Source organism: Streptomyces sp. NPDC004111 (assembly GCF_042874215.1).
GTDB lineage: Bacteria > Actinomycetota > Actinomycetes > Streptomycetales > Streptomycetaceae > Streptomyces.
Genome location: NZ_JBIAMU010000005.1, coordinates 178,122 through 194,621 on the forward strand (window position 1 = coordinate 178,122; position 16,500 = coordinate 194,621).

Below are 16,500 nucleotides of genomic sequence, written 5' to 3' on the forward strand. Positions count from 1 at the left end.
CTGTGCACCGGCCGGGTGGGTGGCGCCCGGTCCGCGCGCCTCCGCGGGCGCGGACCGGGGCCGGTCAGGGGGTGGCGACCAGGTTCTCGGTCGCCGCGGAGTGGGCGTCCATGCGCTGGGCGGCGAGGATCGCGGCGGCGGTGTCCGCGCGGGAGGCGGCGACCACCAGGGCGCGTCCGGCCAGCGTGTGGGCGCGGCGGTGCAGGGACGCGGGGGACTCGCGGCGGCGGCCGGCGTGCCGGGCCGGCGGGGCGCCGCGCAGCCGGGCCACCTGTACGGCGATCCGGTCCGCCGCGCTGTCGAGGCCGAGTTCGTCGGTCACGGCGAGCAGGGCGGACAGGTGTCCGGCGAGCTGGATGTCCAGCTCCTCCTCGCGCGAGCGGTGCGGATAGCGGGTGTCGTCGTCGGCCAGGGTGTGCACGGACTTGGTGCGGATCGGTTCGTACATGACGGATGGCCTCCTGGCGTCGAGCGACAGGAGACCATCCTAGCTTAGATCGTGTCTAAAGTTGACCGGGGTAGAAGAGAATCGGCTGGGACCGGCCCGGTCGGCCGCGCGGACCCGCTCAGTGCTGGCTGTAGCCGTCCAGGAAGTTCCCGATCCGCGTCACCGCGTCCGCGAGGTCCTTGGTGTTGGGCAGGGTCACGATGCGGAAGTGGTCCGGGTCCGGCCAGTTGAAGCCGGTGCCCTGCACCACCATGATCTTCTCGGCCCGCAGCAGGTCCAGGACCATCTGCCGGTCGTCCTTGATCTTGTAGACGGTCGGGTCGAGCTTCGGGAAGAGGTACAGCGCCCCCTTCGGCTTCACGCACGTCACGCCCGGGATCCGCGTCAGCAGCTCGTACGCGGTGTTCCGCTGCTCCAGGATCCGGCCGCCCGGCAGGACGAGGTCGTCGATGGACTGCCGGCCGCCGAGCGCGGTGGCCACCGCGTGCTGGGAGGGCATGTTGGCGCACAGCCGCATGTTGGCGAGGATGGTCAGCCCCTCGATGTACGAGGAGGCGTGCGCCTTCGGCCCGCAGACCGCCAGCCAGCCGCTGCGGTACCCGGCCACCCGGTAGTTCTTGGACAGCCCGTTGAAGGTGAGGACCATCAGGTCGGGGGCGATCACGGCGGTCGGGGTGTGCGTCGCGCCGTCGTACAGGATGCGGTCGTAGATCTCGTCGGAGCAGACGATGAGGTTGTGCCGGCGGGCGATCTCGGTCAGCCCGCGCAGCATCTCGTCGTCGTACACCGCACCCGTCGGGTTGTTCGGGTTGATGATGACGAGCGCCTTGGTGCGGTCGGTGATCTTCCGCTCGATGTCCGCGAGGTCGGGCATCCAGTCCGACTGCTCGTCGCACCGGTAGTGCACCGCCGTGCCGCCCGCGAGGGAGACCGACGCGGTCCACAGCGGGTAGTCCGGGGCCGGGACGAGCACCTCGTCGCCGTCGTCGAGCAGCGCCTGCATCGACATCTGGATCAGCTCGGAGACACCGTTGCCAAGGTAAATGTCCTCGACGTCGAGGTCGATGCCCTTGGTCTGGTAGTGCTGCATCACCGCGCGCCGCGCGGACAGCAGGCCCTTCGCGTCCCCGTACCCGTGCGCGCTGCCGAGATTGCGGAGGATGTCCTCCAGGATCTCCGGCGGGCACTCGAACCCGAAGGCCGCCGGGTTGCCCGTGTTCAGCTTGAGAATGCGGTGTCCGGCCGCCTCCAGCCGCATCGCCTCCTCAAGCACCGGTCCCCGGATTTCGTAACAGACGTTTGCGAGCTTCGTCGACTGGATCACCTGCATGACGGCGAGCTTACGGCCGTGTGTCCCGCACCGCCGGGGTTTACGTGCCCGTTCCCCCCGCCGGCGCGGGAACCGCCCACTTCGCGTCTTCCATCGCAAAGCGCACCCCCGCCCCGGCCCGCCGAAACGCAAGCACCGCCCGCCGGGCGGCTACGAAACCGCCCGTACCCGCCCCGCCCGGGTGGCATTCGTCACGCCCGCCCCCGTGCCGGGCCGCAAGGACACCTGTGGCCGGGCTCGCGGGCCGGTCCTAGTCCAGGGCTTGGCCCGGCGTCAGTTCCGGTCCGCAGGCCGCGCGGCCCCGGCGCTGCCCGAGCCGGTCCAGGCGCAGCGCGTTGGCCGGCGCCCAGGCCCGTACCGCCTCGATGCGGGCCGGGTCGCGCACCGCGTCGCGGCGCACCCAGTCCCCGTTCACCCCGCGCAGGCTCAACGGCGCGTACCCGTGGGCGGTCAGCACCTCGGGCGTCAGCCCGGTCCGCCTCGCCCAGGCGCCGTGCACATGCACGAACTCCGGCCGCACCCGGCCCAGTACATGGGCGCTGACCCGGCCGGGGTCGCCGGTGGCGAGGATGTCGGCCAGGGTGCGGTCGGTGAGCCCGGCGGTGTCCAGGGCGGTCAGCCGGGTGGTGAGCAGCGTGCCGCCGAGGTCCGGCAGGGCCAGCGTGCCCCGGGCGATGCCGAGTTGGTCGGCGTAGGTGTTGAAGGTCTCGCCGTACCGCTGGGCGACGAAGCACATCGGGACCGTCGGGGTCGCCTCGAAGCGGGCGTCCGGGCGCTCCCGTCCCGCCGCAGACAGGGCCACGGAGACGACGGCGACCGCCACCAGCGCGGTGCGCCCCCGCGCCCCCGCGCCGAGCCACACCGCCACCAGGGCGAGTGCGCCGGCCAGTGCCCCGAGCGTCCACACCGGGGTGGCGAAGCGGTGCATGGTCATCCAGTCCGGGGTGAGCGCCCCGTACACCGCGAGCGCCAGCCCCAGCGGCACCAGCGCGGCGGCGAGCGCCCGCCGGGCCGGTCCCGGCCGGCCCAGCGCCAGCCCGGCGCAGGCCGCCAGGGCCAGTACGAGCAGCCAGCCCGCGTACATCAGCAGTTCGCCGGTGAGGGAGAGCTGGGCGGGTTCGGGCAGCCCCTGCGCCTTGGCCACCGCCGTGTTCGGCACCCAGCGGCCGAAGGTCGTGTGCCGCCAGGCCAGGAAGCCCGCGTACGGGACGAGGAAGGCGGCGGCCGAGACGGCGGCGGCCCGCAGTGCGTCCGCCCAGGGCCCGGACCGGGCGGCCCCGGACCGCCCGGCCTCCCGCCCGGAAGCCCACCCGGCGTCCCGCGCCGCGTCCCGGGCCCCCCGCGCGGCGGCCCCCGCGAACAGCAGCACCGTCACCGGGTGCGCCGCCGCGTACGCCGCCCCGTCCGGGCGGGTCAGTGCGGCCAGCAGGGCCAGCAGCCCGGCGGCGGTCGCGGTGCGCGGCGCGGTGAGCGTGCCGTGGGCGGCGCCCCGGACCAGCACCGCGGCGAGGGCGGTGACGGCCAGCGCGTACAGCGGGTTCTCCAGCCCGGAGAACAGCCAGACGACGAGCGAGAAGTTCCCGCCCACCGCGAGCGCGGCGAGCAGCGTCACGGCGGGGGAGGCGAGGCGGCGGCCGGGGAAGGCGGCGCGGGCGGCCGTCGCGACGGCGATCAGGACGCCCGCCGTGCAGAGCAGGGCGAGCAGCTTGGGGTACCAGGTCAGGTCGGCGACGCCCGCCAGCGACCTCCCGGAGTCGAAGAGCCCGAGCCGTCTGCCGAGCACGAGCAGCGCCAGCCAGGACGGGTTCGAGTAGCCCTCGACGGGCTCCGCGCCCGGCTGCTGGACGGGGCCGAGCCCCTCGTCGATGCTGCGGGCGTAGGCGAAGGTGATCGCCGCGTCGTCCACCAGCCAGTGCCCGAGCCGGGAGGCCTGCACCGCGGTGAGCACCGTGCCCAGCAGGACGGCGGCGGCCTCGGCGGGCAGCGAGGGGCGCGCGGCGGGGGCGGGCTCCGGGGCGGGGGAGTGGGAGTGCGGCGGGGAGTCGGGGCGCGGCAGGAGCGCCGAAGGAGTTCCGGTCATATGGGGAAATTACGTCATGTGACCACGCGCCCACGTGGAGTGCGCGGGCGCGTGGTCGTACTCAACCCCTACGCGGACCTCCGCACCGCCCGGCCGGCCAGTACGTCCGTCCGGCGGCCGTCCTGGATCACCGGCTTCCCGTCGATCAGCACATGCGGGATTCCGGTCGGCAGGGTGCGCGGCGCGTCGAAGGTCGAGCCCGCCGCGACCGTCTCCGGGTCGAAGAGCACCAGGTCGGCCCGGTACCCCTCACGGACCAGCCCCCGGTCCGGCAGCCGCAGCCGGGCCGCCGGGCGGGAGGTCAGGTGCGCGACCGTCTCCTCCAGCGAGAGGATCCCCAGTTCCCTGGCGTACCGCCCGAGGTACTGCGGGAAGGTGCCGTACGCGCGCGGGTGCGGCTTGTAGCCCTGGAGGATGCCGTCGCTGCCGCCGGTGTGCACCCGGTGGCGCATGATCGCCTGCACGTTCTCCTCGTGCCCGACGTGCTGGAGGATCGTGGAGCCCAGCCTGTCGTTGACCAGCAGCCGCCGGGCGGTGGTCCACGGGGCCTCGCCGCGCTGGGCGGCGGAGGCGGCGATCGTCTTGCCGACGCAGCCCGCCAGGCCCGGGTCGGAGACCCCGGAGATCTCGATGGTGTCCCACTCGATCGGCACCCCGTGGCAGCCGTCCGCGCCGATCTCCTCCATGTGGTGGCGGATCTTCTCGGCGGTCGCGTCGTCCCGCAGCCGGGCCATGATCGCGTCCGGGCCGCCCTCGCTCGCCCAGCTCGGCAGCATCGCGACGAGCGTCGTGCAGCCGGGCGTGTACGGGTAGGTGTCGAGGCTGATGTCCGCGCCCTCGGCGAGCGCCCCGTCGAGCAGGGCCAGCAGGTCGGGGGCCTTCCCCTTGTTCACGCCGAAGTTCATGGTGGCGTGCGCGAGGTGCAGCGCGCAGCCCGCGCTGCGGGTGAGCCGCACCATCTCCTCGTACGCCGCCAGGGCCCCGGCCCCGTAGGAGCGGTGGTGCGGGCAGTAGTAGCCGTCGTAGCGGGCGACCACCCGGCACAGCTCGGTCAGTTCCGCGTCGTCGGCGTACATCCCGGGCGTGTAGGTCAGCCCGGACGACATGCCGACCGCGCCCTGTTCCATGCCCTCGGCGACCAACTGCCGCATCCGGTCGAGCTGTTCGGGTGTCGCGGGCCGGTCGTCCCAGCCGACCGCGTACATCCGCACCGTGCCCTGCGGGATCAGGTACGCGGCGTTGACCGCGATGCCCTGCCCGCCGAAGTTGCCGTCGAGGCGGTCCAGGTAGCCGCCGACCGTGCGCCAGTCGAAGTCGATGTCGGAGCCGTCACCGTTCCAGCCGGTGATCGCCTTGCGGACTTCGCTGAGCGTGCGGTCGTCGACCGGCGCGTAGCTGAGCCCGTCCTGGCCGAGCACCTCCAGGGTGACGCCCTGGGCGGCCTTCGCGCTGTGGTCCGGGTCGCGGAGCAGGGCGAGGTCGGAGTGGGCGTGCATGTCGATGAAGCCGGGGGACAGGACGAGCCCGTCGGCCTCCAGCACCCGCCGGGCGGTCAGCCGCTCGCCGCGGGCGATGGTGACGATCCGGCCGTCGCTGACGCCGACGTCGGCGCGGTAGGACTCCCCGCCGGAACCGTCGACGACCCGTGCACCGCGTATCGCGAGATCCATGATCAACGGCCCCTTCTCAGAAGAACGTACGGACGAACTCGACGACGTGGCCGTCCGCGTCGACCACCGGGATCAGCTGCCACTTGTCGAAGATCGTGCACGGGTGGGACATCCCGAGGCCCACCCAGTCGCCGACCTCCAGCCGTGCGCTTCCGTCCGTGGACAGCCAGCCGTGCTGGTCGGAGAGGCCGGTGACGGTGATCCCGGTCGCGGGGCGCACCTTGCCGTCCCGCGCGGAGCGCACCACCTGCGCCTCGGGCAGGTGGAGGTCGTACGCGGCGTCGCGCTTGCCCGCGTTGATGAACGCCTGCGCGTCGCTCGGCCGCGACACCACCTGCGCCCACAGCCGGAAGGCGGGCTGCAACTCGCCTTCCTCCGGTACCCGGTTGAAGGGGGTCAGCTCCTTGTAGTGGCCGTCGTCGTGCGAGACGTAGGCGCCCGAGCGCAGCAGCTTCAGCACCGGCCGCGACAGCTCCGGGATCTCCGCGAAGACGTCGGCGACGGCGTCGAACCAGGCGCTGCCGCCCGCGCTCACCACGATCTCGTCGAGGTCCGCGGCGAACCGTCCGGCGGCGTCGAAACCGGCCGCCAGCGCGACGAGCCGGCGCAGCCAGGCACGCACCCGCTCGCCGTCGGCCCGCGGCACCTCGCCCTCGTATCCGGCGACGCCCACCAGCCGCAGCGTCGTGGTGGCGGCCACCGCGTCGGCGACGGCCGCGCACTGCTCCTCGGTGCGCGCACCGGTCCTCGCGCCCTCGCCCGCGCCGAGCTCCACCACCACGTCGAGCGGGCGGGTGGTACCCGCCGCGCGCAGGGCCTCGTCCATCAGCTCGACGCCGCGCACCGAGTCGACGTACACGACGAGCCGGAAGTCCGGGTCGGCGGTCAGTTCGCCCGCGATCCAGCGCAGGGCGGCGGCGTCGACGACCTCGTTGGCGAGGAAGACGCGGTTGATCCCGTGCGCCCGGTAGACCCGCACCTGGTGCGGTACCGCGGCGGTGATCCCCCAGGCGCCGCGGGCCAGTTGGCGGGCGAAGAGCTGCGGGGACATGGAGGTCTTGCCGTGCGGGGCGAACGCGAGGCGGTGCCGCTCGGCGTAGGTCTCCAGCAGGGCGAGGTTGTGCTCCAGGGACTCGGCGGAGAGGGCGAGCAGGGGGGTGGTGAAGCCGCCGTCGAACAGGTCGCGGCGCTCGGCGGCCAGCTCGCCGACGGTGCGCCCGGCCGCTTCCGCGTCCGCCGGGAGCCCCTTGAAGCGGTGGGTCACGGGCTCCTGCGAGAGCGCCCGGACGGCGGGTGACTCCCCGGCCCCCGCGGGGGCTGCTTCGGCCGCTGTTCCCTGCTCGACTCCCATGGCGGGGTCCTTTCCTCCAGCTCAAGACGTTGCAAATATTGCAACGCCCATTGCGTATATCGCTCACCGATGTCTAACATCCGAGCCGTGTCCGCACAACAGCCAGCTCCAGGTCCCGTGACCACCGCCGATGCCGCCGAGGCCGTCGCCGAGGCCGTGGACGGCGCCGCCGCCCCGGCCGGTGCCGTCGGCCCCGCCGCCGATTCTGCCGACCCCGCCGGTGCCGTCGAGCCCGTCGACGTCGTCTGTCTCGGTGAGTCCATGGTCACTTTCCTCCCCTCCCGCCCCGGGCGGCTCGCCGACGTGCCGTCCTTCGGCCGCACCATCGGCGGCGCCGAGTCCAACGTGGCCTGTGCGCTCGCCCGCGGCGGGCACACGGCGAAGTGGGTCAGCCGGGTGGGCACGGACGGCTTCGGCACCCACCTCCTGGAGGCGATCGGCTCCCACGGCGTCGACGTCGGCTCCGTCGTCCGCGACCCCGCCCGCCCCACCGGCGTCTACTTCCGCACCGCCGACGACCGCGAGGACGCCTGCCACGAGGTCGTCTACTACCGGGCCGGGTCCGCCGCCTCCGCCATGTCCCCGGACACCGTCCCGCGCGCCGCCCTGCACGCCACCCGGGTGCTCCACCTCTCCGGCATCACCGCCGCGCTCTCCGACGACTGCCTCGCCCTGATGCGCGCCCTGTGCGCACCGGCCCCCGGCCGCCCCCTGCTCTCCTTCGACGTGAACTACCGCCCCAGCCTGTGGGGCTCGGCGAGCGCCGGAGCCTCGGTGCTGCTGGACCTGGCACGCGGCGCGGACCTCGTCCTGGTCGGCGAGGACGAGGCGGCGGCCGCCTGGGGCGTACGGGGCGGGCCGCGCGCGGTCCGCGAGGCGCTGCCGGAACCGGCGGTCCTGGTGGTCAAGCAGGGCGCGGCGGGCGCGACGGCCTTCGTACGGGACGGCGCGGACGGCCGCACCGGGGCCGGGACCCACCACCCGGCCGGGGCCGGGCCCGACCGCGTCCGGCACGCCGACGCGCAGGCGGGCCACTACGTCCCCGCCCCCGTCGTGGACGTGGTCGCCCCCGTCGGCGCCGGTGACGCCTTCGCCGCCGGGTTCCTCTCCGCCACCCTGCGCGGCCTCGACGTGCCCGCCCGGCTGCGGCACGGACACCTGATGGCCGCCGCCGCGCTCACCGTGCCCGGTGACGTCGCCGTGCCCCCCGACCGCGCACTCGCGGACGAGCTGGCGGCGCTCGCCCCCGACGCCTGGGAGAGACTTCGTCTCGGCCCCGGGTGGACGGGGAGTCACCAGGAGGTACGAGCATGAGCCAGACAGTCGACCGCGCGCTGAGCATCCTTCCGCTGCTCGCCCAGGGGCCCGCCGACCTCGGGCAGGTCGCCGACCGGCTCGGCGTGCACAAGTCCACCGCGCTGCGCCTGCTGCGCACCCTGCACGAGCACGGCCTCGTGCACCGGCAGCAGGACCAGCGCTACCGGCTCGGCGCCAAGCTGTTCGCGCTCGCCCAGGAGGCGGTGGAGAACCTCGACGTACGGGACATCGCCCACCCCTACCTCCAGGAGATCAACGCCGAGTGCGGGCACACCGTCCACCTGGCGGTGCGCGAGGAGGGCGAGGTGCTCTACATCGACAAGGTGGAGAGCCGCTACCCGGTACGGATGTACTCGCGGATCGGCAAGCCCGTCGCGATCACCGTCGCGGCCGTCGCCAAGCTGCTGCTGGCCGACCTCCCCGAGCAGGAACGGCGGAACATCGCCGAGAAGCTCGAATACCCCCACTACACGTCCCGCTCCACCCCCAACTCCGGCGCGTTCCTCAAGGAGCTGGCGGTGGTGCGTGAGCAGGGCTGGGCCACCGACCTCGGCGGTCACGAGGAGTCCATCAACTGCATCGGCGCCCCCATCCGGGGCGCGGACGGCCGGCTCGTGGCCGCGATGTCCGTCTCGGCGCCCAACGTCGTCGTGACGGCCGAGGAGCTCCTCACCCTGCTGCCGCTGGTACGACGTACCGCGGACGCGATCAGCCGTGAGTACTCGGGCACCGGGGAATCCCCTTCCGGTGCCAAAACCCCACAGAAAAAGGCAAGTTCATGACCAAGCTCGAAAAGGTTGCGCTCACCCCCTCCACCCACACCGCCCCGCCGGCGAAGTTCTCGCACGGCGTGCGCAAGGGCAACATCCTCCAGGTGGCCGGTCAGGTCGGCTTCCTCCCGGCCGTCGAGGGCCAGGCCCCGACCCCGGCCGGCCCGACCCTGCGCGAGCAGACCCTCCAGACCTTCGCCAACGTCAAGGCGATCCTGGAGGAGGGCGGCGCGAGCTGGGAGGACGTGATGATGATGCGCGTCTACCTCACCGACACCGACCACTTCGCCGAGCTGAACGCGCTGTACAACGAGTACTTCGGCGACCTGAAGGAAGCCCCCTCGGCGCGCACCACGGTCTACGTGGGCCTCCCCGCCGGCCTCCTCATCGAAATCGACGCCCTCGCCGTCCTGGGCTAAATCCCCCTGGCCCCCGCCGCCCCGCCCCCCCCCGGCCCCCGCCGCCCCGCCCCCTTGGGCGGCGGGGCCGCCCCCCGGGGGCGGAACGGGCGGGCAAGGGGGCGGCCCCCGGCGGAGCCGAACACCCCCAGGCCCCGCCCCACCCCGGCCCCCCGCCCCACCACCCTCCCCGGAGCCCCCCGCTCCACCCCTTCCGCTCCACCCCCCCGAACCGCATGCCCCCGGCACCCCGCACACGCCCCGGCAGCCCCCACACCTCACCCCACCCCTCCCGGCCGTGCCCGCCGTGCCGCGCTCCACCATGCCCCGAAGTCCCCCCGGACCGACCGGAGTCGACCGCACATGCCCATCACCGCAGCATCCTTCGCCCCTCTCTCCCTCTCCCTGGCCGCCGCCGACCCACCGAAGACCCCGCACACCGGCGGTCTCCTCACGTTCATCGACGGCACTCCCGGCCTGCTGACCGTCGCCGCCCTCGGCATCGGCCTGCTCCTCTTCCTGATCATCAAGGTCAGGCTCCAGCCGTTCGTGGCCCTCCTGGCGGTGTCCATCGTCGTGGGCCTGGCCGCGGGCCTCTCCGTCACCGAACTCTTCGGCACGGTCCAGAAGTCCAACCTGACCTCGCTCATCGAGTCGGGCATGGGCGGCATCCTGGGCCACGTCGCGATCATCATCGGCCTGGGCACCATGCTCGGCGCGATACTCGAAGTCAGCGGCGGCGCCCAAGTGCTGGCGTCCCGCCTGCTCGCCCTCTTCGGCGAGAAGCGCGCCCCGCTGGCCATGGGCCTCACGGGCCTGATCTTCGGTATCCCGGTCTTCTTCGACGTCGGCATCTTCGTCCTGGCGCCCATCGTCTACGCGGCGGCCAAGCGCTCCGGCAAGTCGGTCCTCCTCTACGCGATGCCGCTGCTGGCCGGTCTCTCGATGACCCACGCGTTCCTGCCCCCGCACCCGGGCCCGGTGGCCGCGGCCGGACTCTTCAAGGTCTCGCTCGGCTGGGTCATCGTGATGGGCCTGGTCGTCGGTATCCCGGCGGTGCTCGCCGCCTGGGCGTACGCGTCCTGGATCGGCAAGCGGATCTTCGTACCCGTACCGCAGGACATGGTGGAGGCGGCGGAGGAGGCCAAGGCGGCCGTTCTCGCCGAGCAGCAGGCGGCCGGGGTCGAGCCGCAGGAGAAGCCGGTGCCGCTGGGCACGGTCCTCGCCATCATCGGCATCCCGCTGGTCCTGATCCTCGGCTCGACGTTCTCCTCGATCGCGCTGGACCCCTCCACGCTGCGCTCGGTCATCGAGTTCTTCGGCAACCCCTTCGTCGCCCTGACCATCGCGCTGTTCATGGCCTACTACCTGCTCGGCATCCGCCGCGGCTGGTCGCGCAAGTCCCTGGAGCAGGTCTCCACCTCGTCCCTCAAGCCGGTCGGCAACATCCTGCTCGTCGTCGGCGCGGGCGGCGTCTTCGGTGCCGTCCTCAAGGGCAGCGGCATCGCGGACGCCCTGGCGGACGCCTTCAACAACGTCGGCCTCCCGGTGATCCTGCTCGCCTGGCTGATCTCGGTGGTCCTGCGCGTGGCCCAGGGCTCGGCGACGGTCGCCATCGTCACGACGGCGGGCATCGTGCTCCCCCTGGTCGACGGCCAGGACCTCTCGCAGGCCCACCTGGCCCTGATCATCATGGCCATCTCGGCGGGCTCGATCTTCGCCTCGCACGTCAACGACGGCGGCTTCTGGATGGTCGCGAAGTACTTCGGCATCTCGGAGCGCGACACCCTCAAGTCCTGGACCGTTCTCGAAACGGTCCTCTCGGTCGCGGGCTTCGCGGTGGCGGCACTGCTGAGCCTGGTGATCTAGCCCTTTCCGGGCCGGAAGGTCCCGGGGGGCCGACGAACCCGCCGGTCCGGGGGAGGGGGCGGCACGCCACGAGCGGGCCGCCCCCATACTGGCCCCCATGTCCTTCCCCCCGGGCGGCTTCGGCCCGCCTCCCGCGTACGGCCCCCAGCCCGCCCCGTACGGCCACCCGCAGGCCAACCCCTACCAGGCGGCCCCGCAGCCCGGCCCGTACCAGGCGCCCCCGCAGGCACAGTTCCCGCAGGGGCCCGCCCCCGCCCCCGCCCCCGCCTCCGGGCCCGAGTTCGTGGTGGCCGACAAGCACTTCGGGGTGGCCATCGACGCGACCGGGGTCACCTTCGACGCCGGGGGACAGCTCGCCGAGTTCGGCTGGCACGAGCTGGGCACCGTCCAGTTCCGGCCCAGTCCGGCCGGGCAGCGGCTGATGGTGGCCGCGGTGCTGCCCGACGGGCGGTTCTTCGAGTGCGTGGTCAACGCCCGCAAGTCCTCCGTGCTCCAGCAGTGGCTTGCCGAGATCGGTCACGTGGTCGGCTTCTACCTCGCGGGCCGCCTGCCCCCGCGCTGATCAGCGGCACCGCGGCACGGACCAGCGGCACTGCGATACGTATTCGAGATCGGCCGCACCCTTGCGCCTCCCCGCCCCCGCCAGCTTTGGTGATCCAGATCATCAGGGGGACGAGCGGGAGGTGGACAGCATGTCCGACAGCGTGCAGGCCAGTGGCGGCAGCGGCGGGGTGACACCGGAGTTGGCCGACTCCACGATGCGCAAGGCCAGTTGGAAGTACATCGGCCCCGGCATCGTGGTCGCGGCCACCGGGGTCGGCGCCGGCGACCTGGTCGCCACCCTCATCGCGGGCAGCCAGTTCGGCTACACCCTGCTGTGGGCGGCGATCATCGGCTGCCTGGTCAAGATCTCGCTGGCGGAGGCCACCGGCCGCTGGCACCTCGCCACCGGCAAGACCCTCTTCGAGGGCTGGCGCAGCCTCGGCCAGTGGACGACGGTCTACTTCGCGGTGTACGTCGTCGTCTGGGGCTTCGTCTACGGCGCCACCGCCATGTCCTCCTCCGCGCTGCCCATCGTCGCCCTCTTCCCCGAGGGCCCCAGCCTCAAGTTCTGGGCGATCCTCTGCGGCGTCGTCGGCCTGGCCTTCGTCTGGTTCAACAGGTACGCCGTCTTCGAGAAGTTCATGACCGTCGTCATCGGGATGAAGTTCCTCGTCGTCGTGTACGTCGCCGTCCGCGTCGCCCCCGACCTGGGCAACGCCCTCAAGGGCCTGGTGCCCACCCTCCCGGACGGCTCGCTGTTCTACACCCTGGGCCTCATCGGTGGCGTCGGCGGAACCATCACCATGGCGGCGTACGGCTACTGGGTGAACTCCAAGGGCTGGACCAACGCGAGCTGGATGAAGGTGATGCGCCTGGACAACCGCGTCGCGTACATCACCACCGGCATCTTCGTCGTCGCCATGCTCATCATCGGCGCCGAGCTGCTGCACTCCTCGGGCATCGCCCTCGCCAAGGGCGACAAGGGCCTGATCGACCTGGGCACCGTGCTGGAGGACAAGTTCGGCGCGGTCACCGCCAAGCTCTTCCTGATCGGCTTCTTCGCCACGTCCTTCGGCGCCCTGGTCGGCGTCTGGCACGGGGTCAGCCTGATGTTCGCCGACTTCGTCGAGCGCCTCCAGCGCGAGCGCAGGGGCTCGGGCCAGGACGGCATGGTCGAGGAGGTCGCGGCGGGCAAGCGGGAGAAGTCACTGCCGTTCCGCGCGTACCTGCTCTGGCTGACCTTCCCGCCGATCGGGCTGCTCTTCCTGGACCAGCCGTTCGGGCTGGTCGTCGTCTACGGCGTGCTCGGCGCCTTCTTCATGCCGTTCCTCGCCCTCACCCTGATGTGGCTGCTGAACTCCGACCGCACCCCGGGCCAGTGGCGCAACGGCTGGCTGAGCAACGTGATGCTCGCGCTGGGCGGGCTGCTGTTCGTCGTGCTGTGCGTGAAGCAGGTCATCGACCTGTTCTGACGACGGGGCGGGGAGTGCGCACGGTACGCACCGTGCGCACGCCCCCGCGCCGGGGCTACGGCAGCTTCCGCACCGCCGCCCCCACCGCCGTCGACCACTCGTTGCCGTAGGTGGCGTCCCAGTTCGTCGACCAGGCCATCGCGCCCCGCAGCCCCGGGTACTTCTTCTTCGGCTTGAACTTCCCGCAGTCCGTGCCCAGGGTCAGGCAGTTCATGGCGCGGTCGACCAGCTCGGGGGAGACGTAGCCGGCGTCCTTGCTGTCCTTGTTGGTGGGCAGGCCGAGCCCCACCTGCGACGGGTCGAGGCCGCCCTCCAGCTGGATGCAGGCGAGCGAGGTCAGGAAGTCGACGGTGCCCTGCCGGTACGACTCGCCGTCACAGCCCAGCATCGAACCGCTGTTGTAGAACTGGGTGTTCACGACGGTCAGGAAGTCCTTCACGCCGAGCGCCGTCCGGAAGTACTCGTCCGTCGGCTTCTGCATGTCGACGGTCTGCGGCGCCATCGTGAGGACGAGGCGCTCGCCCGCCTTCTGCCGCAGCGACTTCAGCGCCCGGACCATGAACTCCGAGCGGAAGCCGTCGTTCTCGGTGTCGATGTCGACGCCGTCGAACCCGTACACCGTCATCAGCCGGTGCACGGACGCCGCGAACCGCTCGGCCGACGCCGCGTCCTTGACCTCGACCTTGCCGTGCTCGCCGCCGACCGAGACGATCACCATCTTCCCGGCGTCGTGCTTGGCCCTCAGGTCCGCCTTGAACTGTTCGACCGTGTACCCGCCGAGTGCCTTGGAGGCGAGCTTGAAGTCGACCTCGCCCGGCTTGTCGGTCGCGTCCGCGAAGGAGACGGCGACGATGTCGTACGCGGCGGGCACGTCGGCCAGCTTCTGGACCTTGGCGCCGTTGGTGAAGTTCTGCCAGTAGCCGGTGAGGGCGTGCGCGGGGACCTGGGGCGCCCCGGCGGGCTTGCGCGCGGCACCGGCCGGCGCCTTGGTGGCTGGGCCCGGGTCGCCGCCTCCGCCGTCCCCGCCGGAACAGCCCCCCAGCACCCCGACCGCCAGTGCCACCGCCACGGCTCCGGCCGCGAGCCGGGAACGGGGGTGGGTACGGTGGCGGGTGCTGACCACGTGCTGTCTCCAGGGGTGCGGGAAATGGGATGGGCCGGGACGGACCACCCAAATTGGTTGGGCCTCCCCCCGATGTCAAGCGGATCACCGGTCCGGACGGCCTGAAACATGGCGTGAAACCCACTCCCGAAGACTCCAACCGGAACCCATGATCACAAGCGGTAGTGCTTTCGCGACGTGGTGTCATCGTGATCGTCGGCGCGGAAGCGGAGTTGGGCCGCTCGGCCCCGGCGGCCAAATCCGGTGCACAGTGGGCGGGTTGGTGGGGCGTACGGGATCTCTGGAACCTGTTCTCTACCACGTATGACGTGGCTAAAGTGCTGATGCGCCACGTGCGAGCGGGAATGGACGGGCGACGGTCAGAAGTGGGCGTGCGACGGGGAGCGGGGACATCGACGTGCCGACAGCGATAGCCGTGACCAGTGCCGACCTCGTGCTGCCCCCGACCGACCAGCAGACCCCGACCGCCGCCGTGCTCCAGCCGCCGGACGCCCAGTCCCTGGACGCCGCGCTGGCCGAGACGAACGTACTGCTGGAGCGGCACGGGTATCTCGTCGCGCTCTACCCCGCCTCCATCCCCGCCGCCCACGAGCGCCGCCTGCACACCGTCCGCTCGGTCCTGGAGACCGACCGCATCGCCCTCCTCAAGCTGGACCTGCCGCCGCTGGGCATCGCCGTGCTCGCGCGCCAGCTCCGCCAGCTCTCGGTCTGCGACTTCAGCGCGGGCGTCGTCGCCTCGGCGGCCCGGCTGCTCTCCCACTACGTGTACGCGGGCGCCCTGCTCGGCTCCGTCGCCAAGCTGGACCGCATCCCGGTCAGCCTGAAGGCGCACGCCAAGTCGTGGATGCCGGGCGCCCAGTTCGCCGTACTGGCCAATCCCGAACCGCAGTTGATCAAACTCGGCGGCGAAGAGACGCTCACCGGACCGGAGTTCGCGACGCACATGGCCTATGCGCGGGGTCAGCTGGCGTCCGAATGGGTCACCGGGACGCTCGCCCCCGGCTGGCAGGTCCAGTCCGCGCACGAGGTCGAACTCCCGGCCGGGTCGCCCACCTGGTGGGGGACGGCCAAGATGATCGAATTCGCGGCCTTCCTGCCCGACATCTCCGTGCTCTACCAGCTGGTTTCCTCGGTCCGGCGCGAACAGTGCCACTGGTGCGGAATCCAGCTGATAGGAGATCGCTGCGGATTCTGTTCCGCCCCGGTGTCCCCGGCCGAGAACCAATTGCACGTGGCCGGTGTCCTGAACCGTGGGTCCACCTAGTGCCACGTGCAACGATCGCTCCCGGGTTCCGCAAGGCCGGCAATTCCCGCACCGTCCGCACGCGCACCACCACGCTCACAGTCCGTTGATCTGTTCCGACGTTCCTGATCGAGGTAGCACGCCCCATGAACTCACGCCAGCGCCGCGGCATCATCCTGCTGCTCCTGTCGGTCCTGTGTGCCATCGGTGCTTTCGTCGGCGTGCTCTCGGTGATCCGGGACGTGAATTCCAAGGTCGGCCCCGAGGTCACGGCCTATCGGCTCAAGGGCGACGTGGCGCCCTACAAGACCCTCAGCGAAACGCAGTTCGAAAAGATCGAAATGCCGAAGCGCTGGCTTTCGGACAACGCGATCACCGACATCTCGGAGATCCGCGGCAAGATCGCGGTCACCCAGCTGAAGGGCGGATCGCTGCTCCAGACGGACATGCTGGTGAAGAAACCGGAACTGGCCGCGGGCGAGCAGGAGATCGCCATCATGATCGACGCGGCGACCGGTGTCGCGGGCAAGATCACGCCCGGTTCGCGGGTCAACATCTACGCGACCTTCGAGGGCAAGGAGCAGAAGGACGACGACCAGTCCCGGGTCATCGTCGCGGGCGCCCGGGTGCTGGACGTCGGCAAGATCAGCGCACTGGAGCCCAAGGCGGACGACCGGACGCGCAGCGTCAAGGACGCGGTGCCGATCACCTTCGCCCTCAACACCCTGGACGCGCAGCGGGTGGCGTACGCGGAGTCGTTCGCCGAGCACGTACGCCTCGCCCGCGTCGCCGACGGCAGCGACCCCAACATCACCCCGCGCGACCGCACCTACACCCTCACCGGGGACAGGTAGTGCCCCGGGTGCCGGCGGTGCGGCCCGGTGCA

14 protein-coding genes are annotated in these 16,500 nt (G+C 72.0%); 8 read left to right on the forward strand and 6 right to left on the reverse strand.

What is annotated here, in order from left to right; translation table 11 throughout:
* Positions 1-64 precede the first annotated feature (64 nt).
* From ACFYVL_RS12825 to ACFYVL_RS12845, 5 genes are all read right to left on the reverse strand, one after another.
* A complete protein-coding gene (locus ACFYVL_RS12825) occupies positions 65-448 on the reverse strand; it encodes a hypothetical protein (protein WP_389243729.1) in 384 nt (127 codons plus the stop codon).
* A 118-nt stretch (positions 449-566) separates the two neighbouring features.
* Positions 567-1,778, reverse strand: coding sequence for a pyridoxal phosphate-dependent aminotransferase (locus tag ACFYVL_RS12830; protein ID WP_389243731.1), 1,212 nt, complete (start codon positions 1,776-1,778; stop codon positions 567-569).
* A gap of 250 nt (positions 1,779-2,028) precedes the next feature.
* Complete coding sequence (locus ACFYVL_RS12835; protein WP_389243733.1) at positions 2,029-3,858, reverse strand: hypothetical protein; 1,830 nt, start codon at positions 3,856-3,858, stop codon at positions 2,029-2,031.
* A gap of 68 nt (positions 3,859-3,926) precedes the next feature.
* Positions 3,927-5,528, reverse strand: coding sequence for an amidohydrolase family protein (locus tag ACFYVL_RS12840; RefSeq protein ID WP_389243735.1), 1,602 nt, complete (start codon positions 5,526-5,528; stop codon positions 3,927-3,929).
* Between the two features lie 16 nt (positions 5,529-5,544).
* A complete protein-coding gene (locus tag ACFYVL_RS12845; protein ID WP_389243737.1) occupies positions 5,545-6,879 on the reverse strand; it encodes an alanine racemase in 1,335 nt (444 codons plus the stop codon).
* Between the two features lie 261 nt (positions 6,880-7,140).
* Here ACFYVL_RS12845 and ACFYVL_RS12850 point away from each other — a divergent pair, with 261 nt between their 5' ends.
* The 6 genes from ACFYVL_RS12850 to ACFYVL_RS12875 all read left to right on the forward strand — a co-directional run bounded on the left by ACFYVL_RS12850 (position 7,141) and on the right by ACFYVL_RS12875 (position 13,248).
* Positions 7,141-8,193 (forward strand): sugar kinase, encoded by a 1,053-nt coding sequence (locus ACFYVL_RS12850; protein WP_389244199.1) that lies wholly within the window; start codon positions 7,141-7,143, stop codon positions 8,191-8,193.
* Positions 8,190-8,978, forward strand: coding sequence for an IclR family transcriptional regulator (locus ACFYVL_RS12855; protein ID WP_389243739.1), 789 nt, complete (start codon positions 8,190-8,192; stop codon positions 8,976-8,978). The genes ACFYVL_RS12850 and ACFYVL_RS12855 overlap by 4 nt, the downstream gene beginning before the upstream one ends.
* On the forward strand, positions 8,975-9,385 hold the full coding sequence (locus ACFYVL_RS12860) for a RidA family protein (RefSeq protein WP_389243741.1): 411 nt from the start codon (positions 8,975-8,977) through the stop codon (positions 9,383-9,385). The genes ACFYVL_RS12855 and ACFYVL_RS12860 overlap by 4 nt, the downstream gene beginning before the upstream one ends.
* Before the next feature lie 342 nt (positions 9,386-9,727).
* Positions 9,728-11,233 (forward strand): GntP family permease, encoded by a 1,506-nt coding sequence (locus ACFYVL_RS12865; protein ID WP_389243743.1) that lies wholly within the window; start codon positions 9,728-9,730, stop codon positions 11,231-11,233.
* A gap of 97 nt (positions 11,234-11,330) precedes the next feature.
* The gene (locus tag ACFYVL_RS12870) at positions 11,331-11,795 is read left to right on the forward strand and encodes a hypothetical protein (RefSeq protein ID WP_389243745.1); all 465 of its coding nucleotides are present in this window, start codon (positions 11,331-11,333) and stop codon (positions 11,793-11,795) included.
* 130 nt (positions 11,796-11,925) lie between these two features.
* Complete coding sequence (locus ACFYVL_RS12875) at positions 11,926-13,248, forward strand: Nramp family divalent metal transporter (protein WP_389243747.1); 1,323 nt, start codon at positions 11,926-11,928, stop codon at positions 13,246-13,248.
* Between the two features lie 55 nt (positions 13,249-13,303).
* Here the strand turns inward: ACFYVL_RS12875 and ACFYVL_RS12880 are convergent, their stop codons facing one another.
* Entirely contained in the window at positions 13,304-14,371 is a 1,068-nt protein-coding gene (locus tag ACFYVL_RS12880) for a chitinase (RefSeq protein ID WP_389243749.1), read from the reverse strand.
* A gap of 397 nt (positions 14,372-14,768) precedes the next feature.
* On the opposite strand from ACFYVL_RS12880, the gene ACFYVL_RS12885 reads away from it, so the two are divergent.
* Together ACFYVL_RS12885 and cpaB are read left to right on the forward strand one after the other, a co-directional pair.
* The gene (locus tag ACFYVL_RS12885) at positions 14,769-15,635 is read left to right on the forward strand and encodes a hypothetical protein (protein ID WP_389243751.1); all 867 of its coding nucleotides are present in this window, start codon (positions 14,769-14,771) and stop codon (positions 15,633-15,635) included.
* Between the two features lie 125 nt (positions 15,636-15,760).
* On the forward strand, positions 15,761-16,468 hold the full coding sequence (gene cpaB / locus ACFYVL_RS12890; protein ID WP_389243753.1) for a Flp pilus assembly protein CpaB: 708 nt from the start codon (positions 15,761-15,763) through the stop codon (positions 16,466-16,468).
* The last annotated feature ends 32 nt before the right edge of the window (positions 16,469-16,500 follow it).

Bases quoted from the DNA above. Each gene is read 5' to 3' on its own strand.
- ACFYVL_RS12825 (WP_389243729.1), bottom strand. From the start codon at position 448: ATGTACGAACCGATCCGCACCAAGTCCGTGCACACCCTGGCCGACGAC.
- ACFYVL_RS12865 (WP_389243743.1), top strand. From the start codon at position 9,728: ATGCCCATCACCGCAGCATCCTTCGCCCCTCTCTCCCTCTCCCTGGCC.
- ACFYVL_RS12855 (WP_389243739.1), top strand. From the start codon at position 8,190: ATGAGCCAGACAGTCGACCGCGCGCTGAGCATCCTTCCGCTGCTCGCC.
- ACFYVL_RS12835 (WP_389243733.1), bottom strand. From the start codon at position 3,858: ATGACCGGAACTCCTTCGGCGCTCCTGCCGCGCCCCGACTCCCCGCCG.
- ACFYVL_RS12850 (WP_389244199.1), top strand. From the start codon at position 7,141: ATGGTCACTTTCCTCCCCTCCCGCCCCGGGCGGCTCGCCGACGTGCCG.
- ACFYVL_RS12875 (WP_389243747.1), top strand. From the start codon at position 11,926: ATGTCCGACAGCGTGCAGGCCAGTGGCGGCAGCGGCGGGGTGACACCG.
- ACFYVL_RS12830 (WP_389243731.1), bottom strand. From the start codon at position 1,778: ATGCAGGTGATCCAGTCGACGAAGCTCGCAAACGTCTGTTACGAAATC.
- ACFYVL_RS12860 (WP_389243741.1), top strand. From the start codon at position 8,975: ATGACCAAGCTCGAAAAGGTTGCGCTCACCCCCTCCACCCACACCGCC.
- cpaB (WP_389243753.1), top strand. From the start codon at position 15,761: ATGAACTCACGCCAGCGCCGCGGCATCATCCTGCTGCTCCTGTCGGTC.
- ACFYVL_RS12870 (WP_389243745.1), top strand. From the start codon at position 11,331: ATGTCCTTCCCCCCGGGCGGCTTCGGCCCGCCTCCCGCGTACGGCCCC.
- ACFYVL_RS12845 (WP_389243737.1), bottom strand. From the start codon at position 6,879: ATGGGAGTCGAGCAGGGAACAGCGGCCGAAGCAGCCCCCGCGGGGGCC.
- ACFYVL_RS12840 (WP_389243735.1), bottom strand. From the start codon at position 5,528: ATGGATCTCGCGATACGCGGTGCACGGGTCGTCGACGGTTCCGGCGGG.